We start from the raw sequence: 23,426 nt of genomic DNA on the forward strand, positions 1-23,426 counted from the left end.
GCCGGCGGGAGCAACCATCTGACCGGCACAACTTCCGCGCATGACGCCGAACAAGCCCCCAATTCCGCCGACGCGCGTGATCCCGGCGAAATTCCTCTTTTGCCGGCGAATAATTCCGTGCTTTCGCGCGATCGCGCATCGCAGCAGTTTCCGCCCGATTGAACAGCTGAATCTGCTGGTATCGCATGGATATATTCTCCCGTGCCCCGCATGGCCTCCGCTAAGCATTGATCATGCCAATTTCGGAAGCCATGCCGTGTGGGAAAATGGTTGCGTGATCAAGCACAGAAACAACAAATCTCCGCCGCGGAAAAGCGATGAATGCGGAGAAGGAAACTTCTCATCTTGACATCGGGCCTGCGGTTCGGGCGAGATGACCGGTGCTCGGCGGTGCTCGGCGGTGCTCGGCGGTGCTCGGCGGTGCTCGGCGGTGCTCGGCGGTGCTCGGCGGTGCCCGGCGGTGCCCGGCGGTGGAAAGTTAGTTGTGACGCGATTGATGACTGTGCGGCGCTGCTGTGCTGAACACCGGGCGGCACTTCGAAGGCGCCGGTGAGCTTGCCGGTCGGCGCTGTGATCTAGGTGCTTGGCTGTTGGAACAGGGCGTCGGAGATGGGCTTTGCTCCGCCGTGGGAGCTTGTGCCGCCGTCTACCGGGATTTCGGCTCCGGTTACGTAGGCGGCTGCGTCGCTCAACAAGAAGGTGATTACGGCTGCCACCTCTGCCGGGGTTCCGGGGCGGCCCAGTGGAGTTGCCGCGATGCTTGCCTCCCGGAACGCCGGGGACGCCGACGCCGTCATCGGGGTGTCGATGAAACCGGGGTGGACGATGTTCACCCGGATGCCGGCGGGGCCCAGGGCCAGGCATGCGGTGTGGGTCAAGCCGCGCAGCGACCACTTGCTGGCCGTGTAAGCCACCGGGTAGTGGCCCTGCACGGCGGCCAGGGAACCCACGTTCACGATCGACGCGCCTCGGGGCATCAGTGGGGACAGCGCCTGGATGGCCAGTAGTGGGCCCAGGACGTTCACCGCCTGGATCCGCTCGAAGTCGGCGGCTCTTACCTCGCCCAGGCGGGCCCGCCACGTGGCGCCGGCGCAGTTGACCAAGCCGTGAAGCGGGGCGCCGGACAACGACAACGCCAGGTCGGACCAGGACTGCTCATCGCGTACGTCAAAAGGGGCCTCCGCCGATGAATCCAGCGGGACCACCTCGTCGCCCTGCGCCCGCAGGGCGGACGTCACGGCGGCGCCGATGCCGGACGCCGCGCCGGTCACCACGATGCGTCGCATGGCTTCCACTCTGCGGTCGGCGTGCGCCGCGGGGAAGGTGTTGTTGCTGATGGCGGTCATGCACCCGGCTTATGACCGGGCTAATCCGCAGGGTGCGCTACGGACGGCCGATCGGAAAGCCGGGTGGATCGACCGCCCGGGGGAGGGCCCGATGAGGCAGCCACGGACGGCTCAGCTCTGGCGATGGAGCGCCGTGCTCATGTACGCCGCTCTTGCCGTCGTCATCGGCACCCTGCTCACCGGGCGGGCCGTGCGCGGGGCCACCCCGCCCTGGCAGTTGATGGGTGCCATGCCGGTCTTCGAACTGGTCGGCATCGGGATGGCGGTCTGGGCGTGGCGGCATCCGGAGCTTGATCGGCGCAGCCGGCGGGCGTGGGGGATCATCGCGATCTCGTACGTGCTGCTGACCGTCTCCGGGATTCTCCGGGGGATCTTCCCGTCGGGGGTGCACTTCCCGACGCCCAGTGACACCCTCCGGCTGGTGTTCGCGCCGGTGTTGCTCGCGGGGCTGCTGACACTGCCGTTGCGGACCCGCGGGCGGCGGACCCGGCACAAAGTGTGGCTGGACACGGTGCTCGTGATGATCAGCGGCGGAATGCTGCTGTGGTTCGTCGAGGTGGACGCGAAGGCGGGGTCGATCGCGCGGGACACGCTCGCCGCGTCGCTGGCCTACCCGGTGCTCGACCTCGTGATGATCTTCGGGGCGACCGTGCTGCTGTTGCGCGGGGCGGCCGGGTCGGTCCGCCGGCCCGCCATCCTGATCACCGTCGCGATGGTGATGCTGGTGGTGGGGGACGCCTACCTGGGCTACCGGCAGAGCCACTTCGGGGACGTGCCGCCGGACCGGTGGCAGTACGCCTGCTGGATCACCGGGCACTTCCTGCTCAGCATGGCCGCGTTCACCCAGGTGCGCGAGGCCGGCGGGCACCGCCTGCGGATCGAGGCCCCGGCCGCCCGGGCCGCGGCCAAGCTGCCGTACATCGCGATGGGCCTCGGATACGCCCTGCTGCTGGTCGCCGTGCACGACTACCCGCTGCGCACGGTCGGGCTGGTGCTCGGTGCGGTCGCGATGACCGCGGTGGTGGTGGCCCGGCAGGTCATCGCGCTGCGGGAGAACCACGAGCTGGCCACCACCGACACGCTCACCGGGCTGGTCAACCGGCGGCTGCTGTACGACCGGCTGCGGATGGCGGTGGCCCGGTCCCGCGGGCGCGGCACGGTCGCCGCCGTGCTGATCGACATGAACGGGTTCAAGCAGGTCAACGACACGATGGGGCACGAGGCCGGGGATCAGTTGCTGGTCGCGTTCGGGCGGGTGCTGCGGGCCAGCGTGTTCGGCACCGACGTGGTCGGCCGGCTCGGCGGCGACGAGTTCGCGATCGTGCTGCACGACATCGCGACGGCCGACAACGCGATCGCCGTGGTCAACCGGATCATGGCGGCCATGCAGGAGCCGGTGAGGATCGGCGACACGGCCGTGCAACCGCAGGCCAGCTTCGGCATCGCGCTCGCGCTGCCCGGCGAGGACGACGCGGACGCCCTGCTGCACCGGGCCGACCTGGCGATGTACCAGGCCAAGCAGAACCGCACGACGGGGTACGCGGTACACGTACCCGAAAGTGTCTGACCTGCCTTGTTCTCAGCCGACAGGACACGTGACCGATCTGACAGGCCGGGCGGACCGGCCGCCCCGAGGGAGGAACCGATGGCTCAGCTGTGGCGGTGGGGAGCCTACCTGCTCTATGCGAGCTTCGCCTTCTGCATCGGCAGCCAGTTCGCCTGGCCCGCCCCGGAAGGTCAGGCACCGTGGCAGATCGTGGTCTTCAACGCGATCTACGGGGTGCTCGGCGTCGTCCTGGCGGTCCGGGCGTGGTGGCACCCCGGACTCGACCGGCGCAGCCGGCGGGCGTGGGGCATCATCGCGCTCTCCTACCTGCTGCTGGTCGTCTCGGGCGCGGTGCGCAGCATCGTCCCCGGTGACGGCAGCTTCCCGACCCCGGGTGACACGCTGCGGCTCGTGTTCGCGCCGGTGCTGCTGGCCGGCCTGCTGACCCTGCCGCTGCGGACCCGCGGCAACCGGACCCGGCACAAGATGTGGCTGGACACCGCGCTCGTGATGATCGGCAGCGGCATGCTGCTCTGGTATTTCGAGGCCGGCGCCAACGTCGACAACGCCGAGAAGATCTCCGGCAACGCCCTCGCGGCGGCGATCGCCTACCCGTCCTTCGACCTCGTGATGATCTTCGGGGCGACCGTCCTGCTGCTGCGCGGCGCCTCGGCGTCGGTCCGGCGGCCGGCCATCATGATCACCCTGGCGATGCTGGCCCTGGTCGTCGGGGACGCCTACTTCGGCTACCGGCAGCTCCAGCTCGACCACGTCATCGCGTCCGACACCTGGCAGTACACCTGCTGGATGACCGGGCCGTTCCTGCTGGCGATGGCCGCCTACGAGCAGGTCCGGGAGGCCGGCAACCACCGGCTGCGGATGGAGGACCCGGTCGCGCGCACCGCCGCCCGCCTGCCGTACATCGCGATGGGCCTCGGCTACGCGCTGCTGGTGTTCGCCGTGCACGAATACCCGATGCGCACGGTCGGGCTGGTGCTCGGCGCGGTCGCGATGACCTCGGTGGTGGTGGCCCGGCAGATCGTGGCGCTGCGCGAGAACCATGAGCTGGCCACCACCGACACCCTCACCGGGCTGGTCAACCGGCGGCAGCTGTACGCGCGGCTGCGGATCGCGGTGGCCCGGGCCGGCCGCGGCGGCAACACGGTCGCCGCCGTGCTCATCGACATGAACGGGTTCAAGCAGGTCAACGACACGATGGGGCACGAGGCCGGGGATCAGTTGCTGGTCGCGTTCGGCCGGGTGCTGCGCAACAACGTGTTCGGCACCGACGTGGTCGGCCGGCTCGGCGGCGACGAGTTCGCCATCGTCCTGCACAACATCGCGTCGCCCGACAACGCGATCGCCGTCGTCAAGCGGATCATCGACGCCATGCAGGAACCGGTGGCGATCGGGGACATCGCGGTGCAGCCGCAGGCCAGCTTCGGCATCGCGCTCGCGCTGCCCGGCGAGGACGACGCGGACGCCCTCCTGCACCGGGCCGACCTGGCGATGTATCAGGCCAAGCAGAACCGCACCTCGGGGTACGCCGTGCACGCACCCGCTCTTCTATAGGTGCACGGCAGCCGCCAGGGGCATGGTCGGGACGGCCGAGCCGCCGGGCGGTTCGATCGAGACCCCGACGTCGGAGGCGCCGTCGATGCCCTCGACGATCTGCATGGTCGTGGTCTGGCCGGGGACCAGGGTGCCGGCCGGGACCGGGACCTTCTCGCGGATCGTCCAGAGCTGGTAGACCCGGCCGTCGCTGGGGGCGGCGTCGGCGGCGAGCGTGATCAGGCCGGCGTTGCGGAGCTTCGAGACGGCCACGGTGACGGTGCCGCCGCCGTTCACCGGCTCGTCGCGGACCAGGAGGTCGGGTGCCGACAGCAACGCCGTGACCTCATCGGCGCGGGCCTGCTCCACCCGTACCCGATGCTCCTGAACGGCATAGACCGCGCCGCCCGCCGCGAGAACCGCGGCGGCCGCGGCGATCAGCAGGCGCGGCTTCTTTCGGGGCTTCTTAAAATCCGGAACAAACCCTTGCTGGGGTACGGCCGTGATCGCGGCCATGACATTGCCGCGCAACGCCGGTGGTGGCACCGACCACGCGTCTCCGGACAGTTCGGAGGCCGCCTCCCGCAACTCATCCATCTCGCCCTGACAGATCGGGCATTCGCGCAGGTGCCGGTCGAAGGCCGCCCGCTCGATGTCGTCGAGGGCGTCCAGCACGTAGGCGCCGATCAGCCCGTGCACATCCGGCGTGGTCATGACACCGCCAAACAATCGCGCAGGCGGATCAAGCCGTCCCGCATCCGGGTCTTCACGGTTGGCAGGGGAGCGCCCAGTAACGCCGCCACCTGCGGATACGTGTGGCCCTGGTAGTAGGCGAGGGTCACCGCCTGGCGCTGCAGCTCGGTCAGGCCGGACAGGCAGCGGCGTACCTGCTGGCGTTCGAGCCGGCCGGACACCTCGTCGGCGACCGCGTCGTACGGGATGTCGACCGCGGCCCGGCCGACGAACTCGAGGCGGTCGGCGGCGGCCTGCTCGGCCCGGACCCGGTCGACCGCCCGGCGGTGCGCGATCGTGCAGATCCACGCGGTGGCCGAGCCGCGCGCCGGGTCGAAGCGGGCGGCCGTCCGCCAGACCTCGACGAGCACTTCCTGGGCCACCTCCTCGGCCTGCGCCGGATCACGCAGGACCCGCCGGATCAGGCCGTACACCCGCGGCGCGACCAGGTCGTAGAGCTTGCCGAAGGCCTGCTCGTCGCCGCGTGCCACGGCCGATAACAGGTCGTCCGGCGTGGTTCCGGGCGCGTCCGGAACACGGCTGATGGCGCGTTCGCCCATGGGGCCCCTCCGTCGTCGTTAACCCCCATTCGGAGCTCGGGCCGTGCCGGATGGGTCGACGGATGGGTTACCGCGCCCGGGCCAGCGAGACCCCGAACAGGCCGTCCCGGTCGGTCCACCAGTGGTCGAGGTCGAAACCGGCCTCGGCCAGCTCGTGTTCGATGCCGTCGCGGCGGAATTTCGCGGAGACCTCGGTGCGGATCTCCTCGCCCGCCTCGAAGTCGACCACCAGGTCGACGCCGGGGATGGTGACCCGCATCGGCCAGCGGGCCCGCAACCGCATCTCGACCCACTCGTGGTCGGGGTCCCACAGCGCGACGTGGGCGAAACCGTCCGGGTCGAAGTCGGCGCCGAGGCTGGTGTTCAGCACGTGCAGCACGTTGCGGTTGAAGTCGGCGGTAACCCCCGCGGCGTCGTCGTAGGCCGGGACCACCATGCTCGGGCTCTTCACCAGGTCGGTGCCGAGCAGGAGGTGTTCGCCCGGTTCGAGCACGGCGCGGAGGTCGTCCAGGAAGGTCGCGCGTTCGGCCGGGAGCAGGTTGCCGATGGTGCCGCCGAGGAAGGCGACCAGCCGGTCGCCGCCGCCGGGCAGGTGTTTCAGGTGGCGGGTCAGGTCGCCGACGATGTTGTGCACCCGCAGGCCGGGGTAGTCGGCGCCGATCCGGGCCGTGGCCGCGGTCAGCGCGGTGGGGGAGACGTCCATCGGGACGTAGGTGGTCAGGGTGCCGGCCAGGGTCAGGGCGTCGAGCAGCAGGCGGGTCTTCGTCGAGTAGCCGGAGCCCAGCTCGAGGAGGGTGCGGGCGCGGGTGTGCCGGGCGATCTCGATGGCCCGGTCGGTGAGGATCTGGCGTTCGCTGCGGGTCGGGTAATACTCCGGCAGCTCGGTGATCTGCTCGAAGAGCTCGCTGCCGCGGGCGTCGTAGAACCACTTCGGCGGCAGCGTCTTCGGGGTGGCGGTCAGACCGGTACGGACGTCGGCCCGGAGGGTGCGGGCCAGGTCGTCGGCGTCCAGGTGGACTTCGAGGGTCATCGTTCTCCCAACGGAGTGGTGCGGAGGGCGGTGGCCGTGGCGACGAGCAGGGTGCGGTCGGGGACCGGGCGCCAGGCCGGGTGGACGTCGAGCGGCTCGGAGGCGACGAGCACGGCACCGGCGTCGGAGCGGACCGACAGCGCGTGCCCGGCGGTGGTGGCCACCAGGGTCGCGCCGTCGGTGAGGAGCAGGTTGAGGCGGGAGCCGGGGGCGGCCGCCTCGACCTCGGCGACGACCCCGGCGACCGCGGCGGCCGGCGGGGTGCCGGCCCGGAGACGGTCGCGGACCAGCGCCCACAGCAGCGCCGCGTCGGTCGGCGCCGCCAGGGTGAGCAGGTCTTCCGGTGGCAGCGCGCCGGCCAGTTCGGCCACCGTGCCGGGCCAGCCGGCGACGACCCCGTTGTGGCTGAACAGCCAGGTGTCGTCGCCGAACGGGGCGGCGGCCGTCTCGGTCACCGGCATGCCGGTGGTGGCGCTGCGGACCGCGGCCAGCACCGCCCCGGAGGTGACCGAGGCGGCGAGGGCGGGCAGCGTGGTGTCACTCCAGATCGGGGTGGGCCGGCGGTAGCGCACGACGCCGCCGCCGGCGGGAAACCAGCCCACCCCGAAGCCGTCGGCGTTGATGGTGCCGCCGCCGCGCATGTCGCGCGGCGCCCACGACTGGTGGACCAGCGAGTGCGGCGGGTCGATCAGCCAGCGGGCGAGCGGTGCGGGTGGTCCGAGATAGGCGAGGTGCCGGCACATCAGGCGTCCCGCGCGAGGCGGAACCCGCTGAAGATCTGCCGGCGGATCGGGTAGTCCCAGTTGCGGAACGTGCCCCGGACCGCCGACCGGTCGGTGCCGAACGAACCGCCGCGCAGCACCTTGTAGTCGGGGCCGAAGAAGACCTCCGAATACTCCCGGTAGGGGAACGGTGCGAACCCGGGGTAGGGGTGGAAGTCGGAGGACGTCCACTCCCAGACGTCGCCGATCAGCTGGTGGACGCCGAGCGGCGAGGCACCGAGCGGGTAGGCGCCCGTCTCGGCCGGTCGCAGGTGACTCTGGCCCAGGTTCGCGTGCTCCGGGCCGGGTGACTCGTCGCCCCACGGATAGCGGCGGGATCGGCCGGTCGCCGGGTCCCACCGGGCGGCCTTCTCCCACTCGGCCTCGGTGGGCAGTCGTTTCCCGGCCCAGGCCGCGTAGGCGGCGGCTTCGAACCAGCAGACGTGCACGACCGGCTCGTCCGGATTGATCGGGCCGACCCGGCCGAAGCGCCGGACCAGCCAACCGGCGTCGTCGCGCACCCAGTGCTGCGGCGCGACCAGCCCGGCCGCCTGGCGATGATCCCAGCCGGCGGTGGTCCACCAGCGGGGATCGTCGTAGCCGCCGGCGTCGATGAACGCCAGGTATTCGCCGTTGGTCACCGGCGCCCGGTCGATGTGGAAGGCCGGGAGAACGACCTGGTGGGCCGGCCGCTCGTTGTCGAGCGCCCACGGCTCGGTGCTGGTGCCCATGGTGAACGCCCCGGCCGGAACCAGGACCTCACCGGTGACCCGGCCGGCCGGGGCCGGCGGCGGTGGCGCGGACAGCACCGGCGTGCCGGTCCGCAGCTGGTGGGTGGCCAGCATGGTCTCGTCGTGCTGCTGCTCGTGCTGCACGATCATGCCGAACGCGAAGGCCCGCTCGACCAGCCGCGTCCCTTCGAGCGGGGCGTGGTCGAGCACGTCGAGCACCTTGTCGCGAACGGTCGCCACGTAGCGCCGGGCCTCGCGCGGGTCGAGCAGCGGCAGCTGCACGCGGTCGCGGCGGGCGTGCTTGAACGCGTCGTACAGCTCGTCGATGTCGCGGCGCACCGGCTCCCGTCCACCGACGTCGCGGACCAGCCAGAGCTCCTCCTGGTTGCCGACGTGGGCGAGGTCCCACACCAGCGGGGACATCAGCGGTGAGTGCTGCCGGCTCAGGTCGCCGTCGTCGACCGTCTCGGTCAGCAGGGTGGTGCGGTCGCGGGCCCGGCCCAGCTCGGTGGCGACGAGCTCACGCAGGCGTTCGGTCTCGTGGGTCATCACTGCTCCTCGGCTCGGCCGGCGGCGAGTCGCCGGTCGGCGGTCTCGATGACGTGGTTGCGGACGGCGGCGGGCAGGTCGCTGTGCTCGAGGCGGCGGCCGGCCAGCTCGGCGAGGGCCGCGGCGGCCCGCCGGAGCGGGCGATCGGCCAGGCCGGACCGGTACGCCGGGTGCCAGCGCTGGGCCACCGGCGCCGCGATCTCCAGGGCGAGCTCGGTGGTGTGCCGGTCGGCGAACAGCTCGGTGACCATCGCGACCGGCACGATCCAGTCCGCGCCGGGCTGGCAGTCGAGGTAGCGCACCTCGAGGTAGCCGCGCGGCCGCACCGGCGGGAACAGCGTGCTCAGGTGGTACTCGACGTCGTCGGCGGTCGGCGGGACGCCCAGCGTGCCGTTCACCCAGTCGCCGAGGGTGGCGCCCGGTGGCGGGTCCCAGAAGTCGCCGTCGCGCCGCACGCAGAGCAGGGGAGCGGCCAGGGCATACCGCACCCAGCCGGCGGCCGGGTCGTCCGGCCGGCCCACCACCGGATGGGTGACCCGGGGATCCATGCCCCACCAGGCCGCCATCCGGGCCGACGCGAGCCCGGTGTCGCGCCCGGCATACCGGGCGGAGTTGGCGAAGAGGGCGACCAGCGGCGGCCCGAGGGCCTGCACCGCGCGCCAGCGCAGGGGCAACTCGTCGGCCGGGCCGGCGTCGAGGCAGACCTGCAGGCCGGCGGTGCTGCACATCATGGCGCGGCCGTGCCGGCCGCGGGCGTCGAAGAAGCGTTCCATCGCCGCGTAGCGCGGGGTGTTCAGCAGTCGGCGCGGCGAACGGTACGGGTCGATGCCGTGCTCGCCGAGCGCCAGTCCGCCGCCGTCCAGCAGGGCGGTGAGGTGGTCGAGGTCGGCGCTGACCGCCGCATGCAGCGCGGCGAGGGAGGTGGCCGGCGCCGAGGAGATCTCGATCTGCCCGCCCGGTTCGATGGTGATCGAGCCGCCGCCCGGCAGGGAGGCCGTCGGCTGACCGGTATCAGCAAGAACGGCCGGCGTGTGCCGGCCGAGGGCCTGCCGCACGGTGGCGGCGTCGAGCGGCGCATGGGGTGCGGCCGCGTGGTGAAGGGTCCATTCCAGCTCGGCTCCGACAAGCGTGGGTGGGCCGGTCTTGAAGCAGATGGCGCGGATGTGCGCCTCCACTTCCTCCTGGGTACGCAGCAGGCGGCTGGTGGCCGCGGCGGCGTCGTGGTCGAGCGTCGTCATCTGACGGACTCCCGTCGTTACGAAACGTAGGGTCTCGATTACCTGGGTAGCCGACGCTACGACGGGGGTACGACAAACTCGGGAACGCGGATGGTCCGGACCGCAGCCATACGGGGTCCTTCCTGCGGATTTGTCACCCCAGTGACGTGCGTCACCGGCTGAGGCGCGGCAATCGTCACGGTGTGTCACCGATTTACTCGTAAGACCGACTCCGGTGGTGCCCGACCGGGCGAATTTCCGCCAAGCCCGCACCCGGTAGGATCTGTGCCCATGCTGTGTCGTTGTCTTCGTGCCCTGCCGACCCGACTCGTCCGGGGAGAGCGGTGACCCCCCGGCTCAGCATCGTCGTTCCGTTCTACAACGTCGAGCGATACATCGCGGACTGCCTCGATTCGCTCGCCCGCCAGACATTCGGTGATTTCGAGGTCGTTCTCGTCGATGACGGCTCGAAGGACGACAGCGTCGACGCCGCCCTCGACTTCTGTGCCCGCGACAAACGGTTTCGCCTGATCACCCAGGAGAATCAGGGTCTCGGCCCGGCCCGCAACACCGGGGTGACCCACGCGCAGGGCGATTACCTGACCTTCGTGGACAGCGACGATCTGGTCCCGCGGCACGCGTACGAGATCATGGTGCGCTCCCTCGACGAGACCGCGTCGCAGATCGCGGCGGGCAACGCCCGCCGATTCAACAACACCTCCGGCGTACGTCAGTCGTATGTTCACCGAAAGCCGTTCGCGACCGACAAACCGGTCACCGACGTCTATGAGCACCCGGCCCTCGCACTGGACCGGATGGTGTGGAACAAGGTCTACCGCCGCACCTTCTGGGATCAGTTCACCTACGAATTCCCGGCCATTCGGTACGAGGACTATCCGATCACTCTGCGTGCCTACCTCGACGCGATCACCGTCGACGCGCTGGCCGCCCCGGTCTACTACTGGCGCGAGCGCGAGTCCGGCGAGTCGATCACCCAGCTGAAGTTCCAGTACGGCAACCTCGCCGACCGGGTCACCTCGGCCGAGATGGTGCTCGACCTGCTGAAACGCGCGCCCGAGGTGCGCGACCGGGTGCAGAAGCACCTCGCCGAGATCGACCTCGCGACCATCGTGCAGGCGTTCGCCACCGCCGACGACGACGAGCTCGACCCGCTGGTCGCGCTCGGCCGCCGGCTCAGCTCGCGCTTCGACCCGCACATCGTCGCCGAGGTGCCGACGTTCCAGCGCCTGGAATACGAAGCGCTCGAGGCCGGCGACGCCAAGCTGCTGCGGCGCCTGGCCCGCACCCGGGCCGAGGGCGCCATGGAGGTCCCGGCCCGGCGGCACCCGTCGCTGCCCTGGATCTACGAAAGCCAGTACCCGGGCCTGCGCGACTCCAAGTTGCCGGCCGCCATCTACCGGCTGCCGCGCGAGGAGATCGACGCCCGCGCCACGGTCCGCGAACTGAGCTGGGACGGCGACGACCTGGTGCTGCGCGGCACCGCCGAGATCATGCACCTGCCCGCCGACCCGGCCATGGCGGTGCGGATCTCGCTGGTCTGCGGCCGCCGTTCGCAGCGCCTGGCGGTCACCATCGTCGAGACCGACGACCCGCGGACCACCTTCGAGACCCGCATCCCGCGCGCGATGCTGACCGGCCTGCCCGGCTGGGCGAAATCGGTCTGGCTCTCGGTCGAGTTGCGCAGCGGCTGGGTGCGCCGCCGCGGCCATGTCGCACCGGCCCTGGAGTACCCGAGCGGCGGGTGGGTGGGCGACCGCTGGTTCCAGCCGGTCCGCACCCCGAACGGCCGGCTCACCCTGCAGGTCCGCGAGGGCACGGCCGAGCTGACCGGCGCCGAGGTCGAGGGCGACCATCTGGTGCTGAAGGGCCGGGTCCCGTCCCGGATGGCCGCGCCCGAGCTGAAGCTGGCCCGCTCGGCCGGCGACATCCGGGTGCCGCTGCAGCGCACCCGGGCCGGTGGCGGCAGCCCGGCCGCCCGGATCCCCCGGCAGCGCACGGTGGCGATGGACGAGTTCGAGGCGAAGGTGGCGTTCGCCGACCTGATCGACACGGTCAACCCGGACGACCCGTTCCTCGACCGCACGATCATGGTGCCGCGCGTGCAGGACGGCGAGGACAAGATGCTGCTGCTGGTCACCGGCCTGCAGCACGGGGTGCTGGCGCCGCGCGGCGACCGGGTGATCAGCCTGACCCGGTCCCCGGGGCAATATCTCAACCTGGTCGAGGGCCCGCTGCGGGTCACCGCCGACCGGATCGAGACCGACGGCGACCGGCTGACCATCTCCGGCCCGGTCTGGCCCGGCGTCTCCTACGACGCGGTCACCTGGCGGCGGTTCCTGCCCAACTCCGACGACGGCATCGACGGTCCGGGCCGGCTGACCGTCGAGGGCGGGCGTTGGTCGGCCGAGGCGGACGTCACCGAGATGATCGGCGGCGACGAGGAGTACAACTGGACCCTCTTCGCGGTGCCCGGCAACCACACGCCGTACGCCGTGCAGACCGACTCGTTCATGCTGACCGGGCTTCCGCTGCCGGTCGGCGCGTTCCTGCTGCGCTCCCGCTCCGGCATCCTGCACCTCGAAACGGACTGACGTGCATCACCACAACTGGTATTACGGCCAGCAGCACATCCTGGCCCGCTACTGCGGCCTGCCCGACGACTTCCCGCCGCGCATCCCCGGCTACCTTCAGCACGGCTGGAACGTGGGCTGCGGCTGGAACCCGGCGCACGAGTTCTTCGACGGCGCCTGGCGCTACGTGTGGAGCGACGCGCCCCGCCGCCGCGGCCACTCGCTGGGCCGGCGCGCCTACGCGGTGACCGGCGCCCCGATGCTCTACCTGATGGACCTCGAGCCCGAGCTGGGCAAGGTCAAGGAGTCCGAGCGCAAGGGCACCCTGTGGTTCCTGTTCCACGGGTGGGACGCGCCCGGCATCGGTGCCAAGATCCACGGCGATCACCAGCGGCTGATCGACGAGATCAAGGAGACCGAGACCGAGCCGGTCACGATCAGCCTCTACTACACCGAGTACGAACGGCCCGAGGTGCGCCGCTCGTACGAGGAGGCCGGCTTCGAGGTGATCTGCTTCGGCAAGCGCGGCTGGAACTACGAGGGCACCGACCGGAAGTTCCTCTACAAGCAGCTCAAGGCGTTCCGCCGGTTCAAGCGGGTGGCCAGCAACCGCCTCGCGACCGCGATCTTCTACGGCGTCGCGGCCGGTTGCACCCCCGCCGTCTACGGCGACGCGATGGAGCTCGAGGGCGACAACCCGCTCTTCGGCGGGCAGACCCGCATCGCCCGGCTCTGGGGCGACATGCTGGGCAAGGACATCGACCTGGCCACCGCCCGGGCCATCACCGACGACGAACTCGGCAAGCAGTTCGTGATGCCGCCCGCCGAGATGCGGATGCTCTTCGATTGGAACCAGCGTGACTGACGTGCAGATCGTCCGTGGCGAGCTTCAGCCGTGGACCGACAGCAACCCGACCGGCGGGGCGACGCTCCTGGCCCTGCTCGACGACCTGCTGCCGGAGCGGGTGAACCGGACGCTGGTGGCCGGCCCGCACTCCGCCGAGGTGATCGAGCTGGCCGCGGCCCGCAGCGCCGCCGTCTCGGTGCTGGTCCGTTCGGTCAGCGACGCCCAGGAGCTGCGCGCGCAGGTGCCGGCCGAGCACGTGACGATCATCACCGGTGCGCTGGACGGCCTCGTCCTGGCCAAGCCCGAGAAGTTCGACATGGTGATCGCCGCCGACGGCCTCGACCGGGTGCTGGGCGCCGACTCGCCGGCGCTGAACTGGCCGCAGCGGGCCGCCGCGCTCTGGGAAGTAGCAACCGATGACGCCCTGGCGGTAGTCGCGGTGGAGAACGAATTCGCGCTCACCGGCCTCTACGATCGGCGCCCGGCCGACGAACGGCACGGCGACGACGAGTGGCGGCCGCTGCACGACGACCCCGACCGGCCCACCTCGCCGGCCCAGGTCCTGGCCGCGATTGAAGGCACCACCCGGCTCTACGCGGCGTACACCGCGGCCGGTGCCATCCACACCCTGCTCGACGCGGACGCGGCGGCCGGCACCCGGCCCGGCCGGCCCGGCGCCCGCCTGGCCACCACCGGGCTGGCCGCCACCGCCGCGCACACCCCGCTGCTCGCCCCGGTCGACGGCGGCGCCGACGCGGCCGCCCGGGCCGGTCTGCTGGCCGCGGTCGCACCCGGCTGGCTCGCCATCCGCGGTACGAGCGGCGGCGCCACCCACACCGCATACGCCCCGGCCGGGGACGGCGTGCTGCTCGCCGACCTCGACGGCGCCGAATGGACGGTGAGCACCGGGGGCGGCGGCAAGCGGCTGCCCGACACCGAGTCGGCCGAGGCGCTGCTGTTCCGGCTGGCCGCGGCCGAGGACGTACCCGGCTTCCGGGCTTTCGCCGCCCGGCTCGGCGCCTGGGCGAACGCCGAAGGCGTGATCCTGCTCGACGACCTCTACCCCGAGGGCGACGGTTTCGTCCGCGGCGTCACCGAGCTCAAGACCACCGCAGATGAGAAGGAACTGCTCGCCGCGGCCTGGTTCCGGCTCAAGGACCGCCTGCTCGGCGCGCACCGCCGGCACCCGTGGCCGCCGTGGATCACCGGCACCGACGACCTGGTCGCCACCTGGCTGAGCATGTCCGGGGTGGACGCCGGCCCGGAGATCCTCAAGCGCGGCCGGGAGATCGCCGACCTGGTGGCCGAGCCGGCCACCGACCAGCCCGACCTGCGCACCGTCATCGCCGACGCGGAGACCGCCCGGGTCCAGGCGGTCGAGCTGGCCGGCAAGGTCTTCGGCCTGGAGCGCACGCTGCGCTTCCGCGACCAGAGCCTGCGCACCCGGGAGAAGCAGATCCGGACGGTCCGCGACGACCTGCGCTCGCTGCGCCGCTCGCCGGCCATGCGGCTGCACGAGGTCACCGCCAAGGTTGCCAAGATCCGCAACCCGCGGAAGTTCGCCGGCGCCCTTAAGCGCCGCCTAAGGAAGGGCTGACCGCTCTGACCTGGGGTTTCCGGCACGCGCGAAAGTACGTGCCGGAAACCTGAACGAAACTCGCCCGTGGCCCGTATCGACGGTTGGCAACGCAGCCGGCGGAGGGAGAAGGGCCGCAATGGCAGGGACCGGAATCGACACGTCGATCCTGAACAAGGGAGCGCACAGTGCGTCTTATTTCGATCTCGCTCGAAGTGCGGGTGAAGGCGCGGACATTGTCGACTTCTGCATTCCGTGCAATCCCTACTTCCCGACCCCGGAGATGTTCGACGAGCTCTCCCGGGATCTGAAGAACATCCTGAAGTACTACCCGTCGGACTCGATGGGGATCACCAAGAAGCTCTCCAGCGTGCTGGGCCTGCATCCGCAGACGGTCGCGATGGCGAACGGCTCCACCGAGCTGATCACCTGGATCGACCACCTGCTGATCAAGGAGAGCATCGCGATCCCGATCCCGACCTTCGGGCGCTGGACCGACCAGCCGCTGGAGACCGGCAAGCGGGTCGACATGTTCCCGCTGCAGGAGCGCGAGGGCTTCCGGCTCAACCTGGACGACTACGTGCGGTTCATCCGCGAACGTAAGTCCCGGGTCGCGGTGATCTGCAACGTCAACAACCCGGACGGCAACTACATCCCCCGGCGTGACGTCATCCGGTTCATGGACATGCTCGGCGATCTCGACCTGGTGGTGGTCGACGAGTCGTTCATCGACTTCTCGGACGCCGAGCAGTACCCGTCGGTCGGCCCGGACGCGGTGATCCGCCCGAACACGGTCGTCCTGAAGAGCCTCGGCAAGAACTTCGGCCTGCACGGCATCCGGTTCGGTTACATGCTCGCCAACCCGGCCATCGCCGGGAAGATCGGCAAGGCGCTGCCGAAGTGGAACCTCAACTCGCTGGCCGAGAAGGTCGTCTTCATGATTCAGGAACATGAGGACGAGTACGAGGACAGCCTGCGCCTGCTCAGCCGGGACCGCCGCCAGATGGCGGGGGAGCTGGCCCGGGTGCCCGGCCTGACGGTCTTCCCGTCCCAGGGCAACTTCTTCCTGGTCAAGCTGCCGACCGAGTGGTCCGGCGTGGCGCTGCGCGACTTCCTGGTCGCCAATCACGGCGTCTACACCCGCGAGTGCGGCAACAAGCTCGGCATGACCAGCCAGTTCATGCGGATGGTCGTCCGGCCGCCGCGGGACGTCGACCGGCTGATCGACGGGATGATGGATTACGGCCGCCAGTTCATGGGCCGTTCCCGCTACGACGAGGAGCCGATGGACAACCGGCGCGGCGGCGGTGGCAACTGGAACAACAACATGGACGACGTGCCGGACAACCTCATCCAGTACCCGAGCCGGCGTACCGAGTACACGGCGCGACGCGCGGCCAACGGATAGACGAGACGGGGGCGCCCTGGCGGGGGCGCCCCCGTCACTCCAACGGCTACGCCGCGCGTAGCCGTTCGTTCTTGGCCAGGGTGTGCTGTCCGAACGCACACCCTGGGGAGAAGATACATTCCGCGCGCAATCAGATCGAGTGTTCGATCGCCGTACACGTGGGTGTTCGGTTGATCCCGCATCGTGACCGCATGCCGCACCAACTCGACGCCGTCGCCGCCAGTCCGTGGATCCTGGCCGTCGTTTTCGTCGTGGCCGGCCTGGACGCGCTGCTGCCGTTCATGCCGAGCGAGTCCACCGTGGTCGCCTGCGGGGTGGTCGCCGCCGGCACCGGCCGCCCGCATCTGGCGCTGCTGATCGCGGTGGCCGCGGCCGGCGCGTGGGTCGGCGACGCCGTGTCGTTCCGGATCGGCCGCCGCAGCACCGAATCGGTGGCCGCCCGGCTCACCCACCGCCGGGCCAAGGCCGTGCACGACTGGGTGCAGCGGTTGCTGACCAGCCGCGGCGGCCTCGTCGTGGTCTTCGCCCGTTACGTGCCCGGGGGCCGGTCCACCACCGCTCTCGCGGCCGGCCTGGTCGGCTATCCGAGCGTGCGTTTCCACTGGTACACGGCGGCCGGGGTGGTGCTCTGGTCGATCCAGGCGGCGCTGATCGGCTACCTCGGCGGCGCGCTCTTCGCCGGGCATCCGGTCCTCGGCTTCCTGCTGGCCTGCGGGATGGCCCTGGCCGTCACCGGCATCGCGGTCCTGGTGCAGAGCACTGCAAACCGGGTGCCCGCACCTTGACGGTCATGTATGCGTCATGTGTGCTTTGCCGGTAGGTCGAGACCATGCCACGACCGGCCGGGAGGGTCCACCCATGCCCACCAGACGTCAACTCCTCGCCGGTGCCGCCGTCGCCGCCGGTGCCGCCGCGCTTCCGGCCACCGCCGCGTACGCCGCCCCCGCCGACCTGTTCCCGCTCGGCGTCGCCAGTGGCGACCCGCTGCCGACCGGCGTGATCCTCTGGACCCGCCTGGTCAAGGACGGCGCGGCGCTGCCGAACCGGCGCGTCGACGTCGAGTGGCAGGTCGCCCACGACGAGCGGTTCCGCCGCGTGGTGCGCGCCGGCCGGGTCACCGCCCGCCCCGAGCTGGCCCATGCGGTGCATGTGGACGTTCGCGGCCTCGAACCGGGCCGGCACTACTTCTACCGCTTCCGCGCGCTGGGCCGGATCAGCCCGACCGGCCGCACCAAGACCGCGGTCCACGACAACCTGCGCTTCGGCATCGTCAACTGCCAGGACTTCCAGAACGGCTACTGGCCGGCCTACTGGGGTCTCGCCGCCGAGGACCTCGACGTGGTGCTGCACCTCGGCGACTACATCTACGAGTACGACCCGAGCAGCCGGTTCGCCGACCGCAACCACACCACCCCGCAGACGCCCGGCCTCGACCAGCTCGTCACCCTCGACGACTACCGGGCCCGGCACGCGCAGTACAAGACCGACCCGGCCCTGCAGGCCGCGCACGCCGCGTTCCCGTGGATCGTCACCTGGGACGACCACGAGACCGAGAACAACTACGCGTCGCTGACCGACGAGATCGACGACACCGGCGCGAAGCTGTTCACCAAGGCGCAGTTCGCCAAGCAGCGCGCGGCCGCCTACCAGGCCTACTACGAGCACATGCCGATCCGCGCCGACCTGCGCCCGGGAAGCGCCGACCTGCGCATCTTCCGCCGCTTCGACTTCGGCCGGCTGCTGCGGCTCAACGTGCTCGACACCCGGCAGTACCGCACCGACCAGCCCGGCGGCTTCCCCGGCGACTTCGGCCCGGCCGAGGCGGGCCTGGCCAACACGGCCGGCACGCTGACCGGCAACGACCAGGAGCGCTGGCTGCTGGCCGGCCTGGACCACTCGCCGGCCCGGTGGAACGTGATCGCCCAGCAGGTGATGATGAGCCCGATCAAGTTCCCCAACCCGACCGGCGGCGTCCCGCCGATCATCGCCAACCTCGACCAGTGGGACGGCTACGCCCCGCAGCGCACCCGCCTGCTCACTCACCTCGACGCGGCGCGGGTCGCCAACCCGGTGGTGCTGGCCGGCGACATCCACTCCACCTGGTTCAGTGAGCTGCTGCTCGGGGACCGGCCGGTCGCGGTGGAGTTCACTGCCACCTCGGTCAGCTCGGACTTCCCGATCGCCTACGACGCCCCGCTCAAGGCGCTCAACCCGACCCTGAACCCGCACGTCCGCTACTTCGACGGCTCCCGCCGCGGCTATCTGCGCTGCGTGGTCAACACATCGGCGTGGCACACCGACGTCCGCACGGTCGCGACCATCGACGTCCGCGAGACGCCGGTGACCACCTCCGCCTCGTACGCGGTCGAAGCAGGCACCTCGAAGCTGGTGACCGGATAGCGCCGAATCGATAGGTTGGGGCCGTGCCCGAGATGACGGATGTCGCGATCATCGGGGCCGGCCCCGCCGGCCTCACCCTCGCCAACCTGTTGCAGCGCAACGGAATCAGCTGCGTGGTGCTGGAGGCCCGCGACCGCTCCTATGTGGAGGAGCGGCAGCGGGCCGGCATCCTCGACCATTACGGCAGCGAGATCTTCGCGGCGGCCGGCCTGGCCGAGGCGGTCATCGCCGGCGCGCCGCGCGAGCAGTTCCTGGAGCTGCGCTACGAGGGCGAGCCACACCTCTTCGACGGCCCCGCGCACGCCGGCGGCCGCTCCGGCGTGCTCGTCCCGCAGCAGTTGCTGGTCCGCCGCCTGCTGACCACATTCCTGGCCGGCGGCGGCGACCTGCGCTTCGCCACCCCCGTCGACAGGATCAACATCAAGGAAAACCGGATGGTGTACGCCGGGGGAGAGCTCACGGCGTCGTACATAGCGGGTTGTGACGGTTTCCATGGGGTGAGCCGCCGCAGCATCCCGGCGGCGGCGCTCACCACCTACTCCTTCGACCACGGCATCGGGTGGTACACGGTGCTGGCCGACGCCCCACCGCCGCGGCACGCCCTGATGGGCATCAGCGAGCACGGCTTCGCCGCCCAGTTCGGCCGAGGCCCGAAGGCAAGCCGCTTCTACCTGCAGTACGATCTCGGCGCCGGCGACCCCCGCGAGTGGCCCGACGACCACACCTGGGACCAGTTGCGCCTGCGCCTCGGCGACCCGGCCCTGCCGACCGGCCCGATCACCGACCGCGAGATCGTCGAGATGCGCAGCTTCGTGACGGAACCGATGGCGTACGCCAACCTGTTCCTGGCCGGCGACGCCGCCCACATCATCACCCCGATGGGCGCCAAGGGCATGAACCTGGCCCTGGCCGACGCAGGCGTCCTGGCCACGGCGCTGACCGCCGCCCTGCACGACGGCGACGACGCCGCCCTGCGCTCCTATTCGGACACCTGCCTGCGCCGCACCTGGGACTACCAGGAATTCTCGCGCTGGTTCACCGAGATGGTCCACGACGCCGCGGCGGCGGAGGACCCGTTCCGCCGCCGCCTGGCCAAGGCCCGCTTCGACCGCCTGTGGACCAACCCGAAGGCGGCCGACTGGTTCGCCGACATGATGGCCGGCACCGCCCTGATCTAGGACCTAGCCGCCGGCCATCGCGCCGACCACCAGGAACGGCTCCTCGCCGGACGCGACCCGGTCGGGGAGCGGGGTGTCCGGCGGGTCGTTGGAGAGGTCCTCCTCGCAGGCGAAGAAGCGGACCAGCGGGCGGCGCTTCGCGGTGCCGCGGTCGCGCATCGTGCCCGTCAGCATCGGGTATCGCTGCTCGACCGCGTCCAGGACCGCGCGCTGGGTGACCGGGGTGGCGACGTCCACCTCGACCTCGCCGGTCACCCTGGCCAGGTTGCGCAGGTGCGGCGGCAGGATCACCCGGATCACGGCAGCACCTGCACTTCCACCGACAGGACGGCGGGTAGGTCGCGGACGATCGGCTGCCACGAGTCGCCGCCGTCGGGGGAGCCGTAGACCTGGCCTCCGGTCGTACCGAAATAAATCCCGCAGTCGTCGAGGGTGTCCACCGCCATCGCGTCGCGCAGCACGTTGACGTAGCAGTTCTCCTGCGGGAGGCCGTTGGTCAGCGGCTCCCACTCGCCGCCGCCGGTGATGCTGCGGTAGACACGCAGCTTCGCGTCCGGCACGTAGTGCTCGGAGTCGCTGGTGATCGGAACGACGTAGACGGTCTCCGGCTCGTGGGCGTGCACCGCGATCGGGAAGCCGAAGTCGGTCGGCAGATCGCCGCTGATCTCCCGCCAGTTGCCGCCGGCGTCGTCGGTGCGCAGCACGTCCCAGTGCTTCTGCATGAACAGCACGTCCGGCCGGGACGGGTGCATGGCCAGGCGGTGCACGCAGTGCCCGACCTCGGCGTCCTCGTCGGGGATGCCCTGCGAGCGCAGGCCCCGGTTGATCGGCTGCCAGGTCTTGCCGCCGTCGTCGGTGCGGAAGGCGCCGGCCGCCGAGATGGCCACGAAGATCCGGTCCGGGTCTACCGGGTCGAGCAGGATGGTGTGCAGGCACATGCCGCCCGCGCCGGGCTGCCAGGCGGGGCCGGTCGGGTGGTTGCGCAGCGCGGTCAGCTCGGCCCAGCTGTCGCCGCCGTCGGTGGAGCGGTAGAGCGCCGCGTCCTCGCCCCCGGCATACACCGTGTCGGGGTCGGTGCGGGACGGCTCGAGGTGCCAGATCCGCTTGAACTCCCACGGGCGCGGGGTCCCGTCGTACCAGAGGTGGTCGCCCACCTCGCCGGTGTACGCGAAGTCGTTGCCCACCGGGTTCCACGACTCGCCGCCGTCGTCGGAGCGCTGGATCACCTGCCCGAACCAGGCGGACGACTGGGATGCCCACAGCCGGTCGGGGTCGGCCGGCGAACCGGCGACGTGGTAGATCTCCCACCCGCCGAAGTGCGGGCCGCTCACTTTCCAATCCTTGCGCGTTGCGTCGGCGGTCAGCGTGAACGCGCCCTTGCGTGTGCCTACCAGGAGCCGGACGTCAGTCATGGCCTCCATAGTGCCCCGGACCGGACCGGACGGGTCAGTCGGACGTCGCGGCCGGGAGAAGAATCTTCGCGCGGGTGCCGCGGCCCGCGCCGGCCGAGTCGAGGGCCAGCCGGCCGCCGTGCGCGTTGACGATCCGCCAGGCGATCGACAGGCCCAGGCCCATGCCGGGGACGGCCTGCTCCTGGGCGTGCCGGCCGCGGTAGAAGCGTTCGAAGACGTACGGGAGCTCCTCGGCCGGGATGCCGGCGCCCTGGTCGAACACCTCGATCTTGGCTCCGGCGATCTTGACGCTGACCTCGTTGCCGCCGGCCGAGAAGGTCACGGCGTTGCGGACCACGTGTTCGAGCGCCTGGCTGAGGGCGGCGGCTTCGCCGACGACGTACGCCGGAAATTCCTCGCCGGTGAGGGTGACCCGGACGCCGCGCTCGGCCGCCAGGGGTTCGCAGGTGTCGACGGCGGAGCGGGCCGCGGCGGCGAGATCGACCAGGCCGTCGGCCCGGGCCGGCGAGTTGTCCGGGCGGGCGCCGGCCAGCAGGTGGTCGACCATCCGGACCAGTCGGTCGCCGTTGCGCCGGATCGGCTCCAGCATCCGCCGGTAGGGGGCCAGGTCCTCCTCCTCGGCGAGCATCTCCAGGTAGCCCTGCATGGTGGTGACCGGGGTGCGCAGCTCGTGCGACACGGTCGAGACCAGGTCCTGCTCGCGGCGGATCAGCCGGGCCAGCTCGGCGTCGAGCACGGCGAGGCGGTTCTGCTCGCGGATCGCCTCGAGGTGGCCGGTGGCCTGCGCGGACAGGTCACCGAGCAGGGACAGCTGGTGCTCCCCGAGGTGGCGCGGCTCCCGGTCCAGGACGCAGACGCTGCCGAGGACGTACCCGTCCGAGTTGACCAGCGGCACCCCGGCGTAGAACCGGATGTACGGCGCACCGGTGACGTTGGAGTAGTCCTGGAACCGCGGGTCGAGCCGGGCGTCCGGGACGATCAGCGGGCGCGGGTCGTCGATCATCCACGCGCACAGCGAGATGGCCCGGGGAGCCTGGTTGGCGTCCATGCCGGTGTGCCCGGCGAACCACTGCCGGTTGCGGTCCACCAGGGTCACGGTCGACATCGGCGTGTCGAAGATCCGGGTGGCGAGCCGGGTGAGGTCGTCCAGCACGATGGGGCGGACCGCGTCCAGCAGGCCGTACTGGTACAGCGCCGCCAGTCGGTCGTGCTCTGCCGCTGAGCTCAACGTCGCCATCCTGTCCGTCGGGTGATGTGTCGTACGTCGGCAAAACGGGGCGTCACCTGAGGGATTCGCCATCGGCAGGCCGTAAGGTCCCGTCCTATGGCGCGCATCATGCTCATCTCCGGTAACACCCGGGCCGACTCCCTGCACTCGGCGGCGCTGCGCACCGCGGCCCGGTTCGCGCCGCGGGAGATCAGCGCCGCCCTCTACGACGGGTTGCGTGATCTGCCGGCGTTCGTCCCGGGCGAATACTCCCCGCCCGACCCGGTGGCCTTCCTCCGCCTCCAGGTCGCGGCCGCCGACGCGGTGGTCTTCAGTACCCCGGAATTCGCCGGTGCCATCCCCGGCAGCCTCAAAAATTTGCTGGATTGGCTGGTGGACGGGGGTGACCTGGCCGGCAAGCCGGTCGCCTGGCTGTCGGTGGCCACCCCCGGTCAGGACGAGGGGGCCCGCGAGCAGCTGGAGACGGTGCTCGCGCACGCGCACGCGAACATGCTGCACCCGGCCTGCCTGCGGATCCCGCTGAATCCGTCCGCGGTGAACGAGCAGGAGGGTACGATCGTCGACCCCCAGCTGCACCAGGCCCTGCAGGACATGTTGCAGGTGCTGGCCCGGGCCCTGGCCGCGCCGCGACCGAAGCCGCAGCCCTCCTGGCAGGCCGTCTCCAGCATGTTCCCGGTGGTGCAGCGCAACGACGCGACCCCGTTCAAGTCGTGGCGCGCCGAAATCTGGCGGCCCAACGACTAAAAGCCTTTCGAATCCGGGG

General features: G+C 71.0%; 20 protein-coding genes. 10 read left to right on the forward strand and 10 right to left on the reverse strand.

What is annotated here, in order from left to right; genetic code table 11:
* Positions 1–575: 575 nt before the first annotated feature.
* Positions 576–1,346, reverse strand: a complete 771-nt coding sequence (locus Adu01nite_RS46310) for an SDR family NAD(P)-dependent oxidoreductase (RefSeq protein WP_203735800.1) — start codon at positions 1,344–1,346, stop codon at positions 576–578.
* Positions 1,347–1,437: 91 nt separating this feature from the next.
* Here Adu01nite_RS46310 and Adu01nite_RS46315 point away from each other — a divergent pair, with 91 nt between their 5' ends.
* Both Adu01nite_RS46315 and Adu01nite_RS46320 read left to right on the forward strand, forming a co-directional pair.
* Positions 1,438–2,913, forward strand: a complete 1,476-nt coding sequence (locus tag Adu01nite_RS46315; protein ID WP_203735801.1) for a GGDEF domain-containing protein — start codon at positions 1,438–1,440, stop codon at positions 2,911–2,913.
* Positions 2,914–2,991: 78 nt separating this feature from the next.
* Positions 2,992–4,464, forward strand: a complete 1,473-nt coding sequence (locus Adu01nite_RS46320) for a GGDEF domain-containing protein (RefSeq protein WP_203735802.1) — start codon at positions 2,992–2,994, stop codon at positions 4,462–4,464.
* Here Adu01nite_RS46320 and Adu01nite_RS46325 read toward each other — a convergent pair.
* The 6 genes from Adu01nite_RS46325 to egtA all read right to left on the reverse strand — a co-directional run bounded on the left by Adu01nite_RS46325 (position 4,459) and on the right by egtA (position 10,044).
* Positions 4,459–5,157: an anti-sigma factor gene (locus tag Adu01nite_RS46325; RefSeq protein ID WP_239133221.1), complete on the reverse strand. Its 699-nt coding sequence runs from the start codon at positions 5,155–5,157 to the stop codon at positions 4,459–4,461. The two genes, Adu01nite_RS46320 and Adu01nite_RS46325, sit on opposite strands and share 6 nt — an antisense overlap.
* Positions 5,154–5,735, reverse strand: a complete 582-nt coding sequence (gene sigK, locus Adu01nite_RS46330; RefSeq protein ID WP_203735803.1) for an ECF RNA polymerase sigma factor SigK — start codon at positions 5,733–5,735, stop codon at positions 5,154–5,156. Before sigK ends, Adu01nite_RS46325 begins: the two co-directional genes overlap by 4 nt.
* A 67-nt stretch (positions 5,736–5,802) precedes the next feature.
* Positions 5,803–6,765: an L-histidine N(alpha)-methyltransferase gene (gene egtD / locus Adu01nite_RS46335; protein ID WP_203735804.1), complete on the reverse strand. Its 963-nt coding sequence runs from the start codon at positions 6,763–6,765 to the stop codon at positions 5,803–5,805.
* Positions 6,762–7,508, reverse strand: coding sequence for an ergothioneine biosynthesis protein EgtC (gene egtC / locus Adu01nite_RS46340; protein ID WP_203735805.1), 747 nt, complete (start codon positions 7,506–7,508; stop codon positions 6,762–6,764). The genes egtD and egtC overlap by 4 nt, the downstream gene beginning before the upstream one ends.
* A complete protein-coding gene (gene egtB / locus Adu01nite_RS46345) occupies positions 7,508–8,806 on the reverse strand; it encodes an ergothioneine biosynthesis protein EgtB (protein WP_203735806.1) in 1,299 nt (432 codons plus the stop codon). Before egtB ends, egtC begins: the two co-directional genes overlap by 1 nt.
* Complete coding sequence (egtA, locus tag Adu01nite_RS46350) at positions 8,806–10,044, reverse strand: ergothioneine biosynthesis glutamate--cysteine ligase EgtA (protein ID WP_203735807.1); 1,239 nt, start codon at positions 10,042–10,044, stop codon at positions 8,806–8,808. Before egtA ends, egtB begins: the two co-directional genes overlap by 1 nt.
* A 323-nt stretch (positions 10,045–10,367) precedes the next feature.
* Between egtA and Adu01nite_RS46355 the strand changes: the two genes are divergently transcribed.
* From Adu01nite_RS46355 to Adu01nite_RS46385, 7 genes are all read left to right on the forward strand, one after another.
* The gene (locus Adu01nite_RS46355; protein ID WP_203735808.1) at positions 10,368–12,635 is read left to right on the forward strand and encodes a glycosyltransferase family 2 protein; all 2,268 of its coding nucleotides are present in this window, start codon (positions 10,368–10,370) and stop codon (positions 12,633–12,635) included.
* A 1-nt stretch (position 12,636) separates the two neighbouring features.
* Complete coding sequence (locus Adu01nite_RS46360) at positions 12,637–13,479, forward strand: hypothetical protein (RefSeq protein ID WP_203735809.1); 843 nt, start codon at positions 12,637–12,639, stop codon at positions 13,477–13,479.
* On the forward strand, positions 13,472–15,058 hold the full coding sequence (locus Adu01nite_RS46365) for a hypothetical protein (protein WP_203735810.1): 1,587 nt from the start codon (positions 13,472–13,474) through the stop codon (positions 15,056–15,058). The genes Adu01nite_RS46360 and Adu01nite_RS46365 overlap by 8 nt, the downstream gene beginning before the upstream one ends.
* A 118-nt stretch (positions 15,059–15,176) precedes the next feature.
* Positions 15,177–16,445, forward strand: coding sequence for a pyridoxal phosphate-dependent aminotransferase (locus Adu01nite_RS46370; RefSeq protein ID WP_203735811.1), 1,269 nt, complete (start codon positions 15,177–15,179; stop codon positions 16,443–16,445).
* Between the two features lie 191 nt (positions 16,446–16,636).
* Positions 16,637–17,230, forward strand: a complete 594-nt coding sequence (locus Adu01nite_RS46375; RefSeq protein WP_203735812.1) for a DedA family protein — start codon at positions 16,637–16,639, stop codon at positions 17,228–17,230.
* Positions 17,231–17,303: 73 nt separating this feature from the next.
* On the forward strand, positions 17,304–18,845 hold the full coding sequence (locus Adu01nite_RS46380; RefSeq protein WP_203735813.1) for an alkaline phosphatase D family protein: 1,542 nt from the start codon (positions 17,304–17,306) through the stop codon (positions 18,843–18,845).
* 32 nt (positions 18,846–18,877) lie between these two features.
* A complete protein-coding gene (locus Adu01nite_RS46385) occupies positions 18,878–20,023 on the forward strand; it encodes a 4-hydroxybenzoate 3-monooxygenase (protein WP_203735829.1) in 1,146 nt (381 codons plus the stop codon).
* Between the two features lie 3 nt (positions 20,024–20,026).
* Here Adu01nite_RS46385 and Adu01nite_RS46390 read toward each other — a convergent pair whose 3' ends face one another.
* From Adu01nite_RS46390 to Adu01nite_RS46400, 3 genes are read right to left on the reverse strand one after another with little or no spacing between them, the layout of a single operon-like run.
* A complete protein-coding gene (locus Adu01nite_RS46390) occupies positions 20,027–20,323 on the reverse strand; it encodes a MoaD/ThiS family protein (protein WP_203735814.1) in 297 nt (98 codons plus the stop codon).
* Positions 20,320–21,435, reverse strand: a complete 1,116-nt coding sequence (locus Adu01nite_RS46395) for a WD40/YVTN/BNR-like repeat-containing protein (RefSeq protein ID WP_203735815.1) — start codon at positions 21,433–21,435, stop codon at positions 20,320–20,322. The genes Adu01nite_RS46390 and Adu01nite_RS46395 overlap by 4 nt, the downstream gene beginning before the upstream one ends.
* Before the next feature lie 34 nt (positions 21,436–21,469).
* Positions 21,470–22,663: a GAF domain-containing sensor histidine kinase gene (locus Adu01nite_RS46400; RefSeq protein ID WP_239133222.1), complete on the reverse strand. Its 1,194-nt coding sequence runs from the start codon at positions 22,661–22,663 to the stop codon at positions 21,470–21,472.
* 96 nt (positions 22,664–22,759) lie between these two features.
* Here Adu01nite_RS46400 and Adu01nite_RS46405 point away from each other — a divergent pair, with 96 nt between their 5' ends.
* Positions 22,760–23,407, forward strand: a complete 648-nt coding sequence (locus Adu01nite_RS46405) for an NADPH-dependent FMN reductase (RefSeq protein WP_203735816.1) — start codon at positions 22,760–22,762, stop codon at positions 23,405–23,407.
* Positions 23,408–23,426: the final 19 nt, after the last annotated feature.

It is taken from the genome of Paractinoplanes durhamensis, assembly GCF_016862175.1.
In the GTDB taxonomy this organism is placed as follows: Bacteria; Actinomycetota; Actinomycetes; order Mycobacteriales; family Micromonosporaceae; genus Actinoplanes; species Actinoplanes durhamensis.

What these genes read in the sequence shown, in the direction of transcription:
- egtD (WP_203735804.1), bottom strand. Translation starts at nt 6,765, where the DNA reads ATGACCCTCGAAGTCCACCTGGACGCCGACGACCTGGCCCGCACCCTC.
- sigK (WP_203735803.1), bottom strand. Translation starts at nt 5,735, where the DNA reads ATGGGCGAACGCGCCATCAGCCGTGTTCCGGACGCGCCCGGAACCACG.
- Adu01nite_RS46370 (WP_203735811.1), top strand. Translation starts at nt 15,177, where the DNA reads ATGGCAGGGACCGGAATCGACACGTCGATCCTGAACAAGGGAGCGCAC.
- Adu01nite_RS46315 (WP_203735801.1), top strand. Translation starts at nt 1,438, where the DNA reads ATGAGGCAGCCACGGACGGCTCAGCTCTGGCGATGGAGCGCCGTGCTC.
- Adu01nite_RS46380 (WP_203735813.1), top strand. Translation starts at nt 17,304, where the DNA reads ATGCCCACCAGACGTCAACTCCTCGCCGGTGCCGCCGTCGCCGCCGGT.
- Adu01nite_RS46375 (WP_203735812.1), top strand. Translation starts at nt 16,637, where the DNA reads ATGCCGCACCAACTCGACGCCGTCGCCGCCAGTCCGTGGATCCTGGCC.
- Adu01nite_RS46405 (WP_203735816.1), top strand. Translation starts at nt 22,760, where the DNA reads ATGGCGCGCATCATGCTCATCTCCGGTAACACCCGGGCCGACTCCCTG.
- egtA (WP_203735807.1), bottom strand. Translation starts at nt 10,044, where the DNA reads ATGACGACGCTCGACCACGACGCCGCCGCGGCCACCAGCCGCCTGCTG.
- egtB (WP_203735806.1), bottom strand. Translation starts at nt 8,806, where the DNA reads ATGACCCACGAGACCGAACGCCTGCGTGAGCTCGTCGCCACCGAGCTG.
- egtC (WP_203735805.1), bottom strand. Translation starts at nt 7,508, where the DNA reads ATGTGCCGGCACCTCGCCTATCTCGGACCACCCGCACCGCTCGCCCGC.
- Adu01nite_RS46385 (WP_203735829.1), top strand. Translation starts at nt 18,878, where the DNA reads ATGACGGATGTCGCGATCATCGGGGCCGGCCCCGCCGGCCTCACCCTC.
- Adu01nite_RS46310 (WP_203735800.1), bottom strand. Translation starts at nt 1,346, where the DNA reads ATGACCGCCATCAGCAACAACACCTTCCCCGCGGCGCACGCCGACCGC.
- Adu01nite_RS46320 (WP_203735802.1), top strand. Translation starts at nt 2,992, where the DNA reads ATGGCTCAGCTGTGGCGGTGGGGAGCCTACCTGCTCTATGCGAGCTTC.
- Adu01nite_RS46325 (WP_239133221.1), bottom strand. Translation starts at nt 5,157, where the DNA reads ATGACCACGCCGGATGTGCACGGGCTGATCGGCGCCTACGTGCTGGAC.
- Adu01nite_RS46395 (WP_203735815.1), bottom strand. Translation starts at nt 21,435, where the DNA reads ATGACTGACGTCCGGCTCCTGGTAGGCACACGCAAGGGCGCGTTCACG.